The 2,852-nt window shown below is 61.4% G+C and carries 3 protein-coding genes; 2 read left to right on the top strand and 1 reads right to left on the bottom strand.

What is annotated here, in order from left to right:
• Positions 1–60 precede the first annotated feature (60 nt).
• A complete protein-coding gene (locus tag ACF8EF_RS13095) occupies positions 61–1,296 on the bottom strand; it encodes a sodium:proton antiporter (protein ID WP_176683079.1) in 1,236 nt (411 codons plus the stop codon).
• A gap of 282 nt (positions 1,297–1,578) precedes the next feature.
• Between ACF8EF_RS13095 and ACF8EF_RS13100 the strand changes: the two genes are divergently transcribed.
• Both ACF8EF_RS13100 and ACF8EF_RS13105 read left to right on the top strand, forming a co-directional pair.
• The gene (locus ACF8EF_RS13100) at positions 1,579–2,412 is read left to right on the top strand and encodes an EamA family transporter (protein ID WP_176683080.1); all 834 of its coding nucleotides are present in this window, start codon (positions 1,579–1,581) and stop codon (positions 2,410–2,412) included.
• Positions 2,413–2,440: 28 nt separating this feature from the next.
• Positions 2,441–2,827 (top strand): MAPEG family protein, encoded by a 387-nt coding sequence (locus tag ACF8EF_RS13105; protein ID WP_176683081.1) that lies wholly within the window; start codon positions 2,441–2,443, stop codon positions 2,825–2,827.
• Positions 2,828–2,852 lie beyond the last annotated feature (25 nt).

Raw genomic sequence — 2,852 nt, forward strand, 5'->3', positions numbered from 1 at the left:
GACGCGATCCCGTAGGAGCGGGTTCACCCGCGAATGGGCCGCAAAGCGGCCCCGGCATTCTCAAGGCTGGGCGCTGACCTTGCGTACCACCCGCCCAATGCTCAACCCCTGCACCAGAATCGACGACAACACCACGATGTAGGTGATCGACAGCAGCAGGTCCCGTTCCTCGCCCAGCGGTAGCGACAGCGCAAGTGCCACCGACACGCCACCGCGCAGGCCCCCCCAGGTCAGCACCCGCACCGTGCCTTTGGGCACCGGACGCCAGCGCCGCAGCAGCACGATCGCCGGAGCCACGGTCAGCAGGCGCGACAGCAGCACTGCCAGTGCCAGTACGCCGCCAGCCGCCAGGTGCATCCAGTTGAACGGCAGCAGCAACAGCTCCAGACCGATCAATGCGAACAGCAGGGCATTGAGCATGTCGTCGATCAGTTCCCAGAAACCGTCCATGTAACGGCGGGTCATGTCATTCATCGCCAGGTTGCGCCCCAGGTTGCCGATGATCAGGCCGGCCACCACCATGGCGATCGGCGCCGACACATGCAGCTCGTAGCACATTGCCGAACCACCGATCACCAGCGCCAGGGTCAGCATGACTTCCACCTGATACTGCTCGACGCTCTTGATCATGCGGTAGGTGGCATAGCCGATCAGGCCACCGAACACCGCACCGCCAATGGCCTCGCGGGCGAACAGGATCGCCGTGTCGGTCATGCTCGGTGTTTCACCCAGCCGGATGATGCCCAGCAGCACGGTGAATACCACGACTGCCGTACCGTCGTTGAACAGTGACTCGCCGACGATGGTGGTTTTAAGCGGTTTGGGCGCATTGGCAGTACGCAGCGCGCCAAGTACGGCAATCGGGTCGGTCGGTGAGATCAGTGCACCGAACAGCAGGCAGTAGATCAGTGGCACCTGCCAGCCGAACAGGGCAAACACCCAATGCGCCAGGTAGCCGATGACCACGGTGGCGATCAGCACGCCCAAGGTGGCCAGCAGGCCAATCGGCCAGCGGTAGCTGCGCAGGTCGCTGAGGTTGACGTGCAGGGCGCCGGCAAACAGCAGGAACGCCAGCATCCAGTGCATGAGCAGGTCGTTGAAGTCGATCTGGTTCATCAGCCCTTCGACGCGTTCTTCCAGGCCAGGGAAGCCGATAACGCTCAGGCCTTGCAATATCAGGGAAAACAGCAGCGCCGTAACCATCACGCCGATAGCGGGGGGCAGGCCGATGAAGCGGTAATTGACATAGGTAAGAAGGGTGGTGAGGCAAATAAACGCGGCAACGAGTTCAAGCATCCTGAATCCTGTGACAGTGGCTTCCAAGTCTCAACCCGAATGGCTCGGGCAGTTCTTTGATGACCTGGCGCGGGGTTCGGGGCACAGGGTTTGACCGAATTAGTCCAAATCGTTCCCGTGACAGTCTGCACTGGTTACCCTGTGGGAGCGGGCGTGCCCGCGAACACCGGCAAAGCCGGTGCCATACACCGAGTTGCATTCTTCGCGGGCATGCCCGCTCCCACAAAGCCCCCCTGAACGCTATATATTCACAGCCATGAAAAGCCATAAGGATAAGAAGGCGTGTTGGCAACATCTCTGGTGCTGGTTGCCGCCCTGCTGCATGCAACCTGGAATACCTTGATCAAATTCAGTGGCGAGCGCTTGCTGGTAATTGCCAGCATGGACACGGTAGCGCTGGCCTTCGCGGTGCTGGCGGTGCCCTTTGTCGATGTTCCGCCTGCTGAAATCTGGCCCTGGTTGGTAGCCTCGGCACTGGCTGAGCAGTTGTACCGCTATCTGCTGATCCAGGCCTACCGCGTGGGCGACCTGGGGCTGGTCTATCCTCTGATGCGCGGGCTGTCACCGCTGGTGGTGCTGGGGCTGACCCTGGCCTTTGCCGGGGAATCGCTGAGCCAGCAGCAGATCATCGGTATCCTGTTGATCCCCTGTGGCATGGCCTGCCTGTTGTGGCAGGGCGGCGGCGGTGACCGGCTGCCATGGTCGATGCTGCCGGTGGTTGCCTTGATTGGCCTGTGCATTGGTTGCTACACCTGGTTCGACGGCCAGGCCGTGCGCCTGTGGGGCAAACCGTGGGATTACCTGGTCTGGTTGACCCTGCTCAGCGCCTGGCAATTCCCGTTGTTGGCGAGCGTCGCGCGGCGGGCGCCATTCGTACTGTTCTGGCGAACCCAATGGCGCCTTGGGTTGGCGGTAGGGTTCTGCGTATTGTTCAGCTATGCCCTGGTGCTGTGGGCCATGCACCTGGGGTCAGTGGCCGAGGCGGCGGCTCTGCGGGAGTTGAGCGTGATCCTGGTGGTGGTGCTGGGTATGCGCTACCTCAAAGAACCTTTTGGCGGGCCGAGACTCCTAGCTTGCGGGCTGGTGTTGGCCGGCATGCTGGTAATGAAGCTTTGACCTGAAGACTGAACAAGGAGTCCTGTCCATGACTGTTGCCCTGTGGTGCATCCTGATTGCGCTGCTGTTGAACCCGCTTTGTGCCTTGATCGCCAAGGCGAGCAGTGGCCGCTTCGGCCTCAAGGACAATCACGATCCGCGAGCCTTCCTCGATACCTTGTCGGGCCTGCCACGGCGTGCCCATGCTGCGCAGCAGAATGGCTACGAAGCGTTTCCGGCATTTGCTGCGGCGGTGCTTGTGGCGGATATCGTGGGCAATGCAGAGCAGGTGACCCAGGATGTGCTGGGGGTGATGTATATCACCAGCCGCTTGCTTTACATCATCTGCTACCTGGCCGACTGGGCTGCCTTGCGGTCGCTGATGTGGTTTGCCGGCTTGGCGTTGATCGTGTCGTTCTTCGTGGTTTCCATCTGAAACCGAGTGGCCTTCTTCGCGGGCT

The organism is Pseudomonas sp. zjy_15, from assembly GCF_043101865.1.
Classification (GTDB): domain Bacteria; phylum Pseudomonadota; class Gammaproteobacteria; order Pseudomonadales; family Pseudomonadaceae; genus Aquipseudomonas; species Aquipseudomonas putida_Y.

Coding starts and splice junctions, on each gene's coding strand:
- ACF8EF_RS13095 (WP_176683079.1), bottom strand. CDS start 1,296: ATGCTTGAACTCGTTGCCGCGTTTATTTGCCTCACCACCCTTCTTACC.
- ACF8EF_RS13105 (WP_176683081.1), top strand. CDS start 2,441: ATGACTGTTGCCCTGTGGTGCATCCTGATTGCGCTGCTGTTGAACCCG.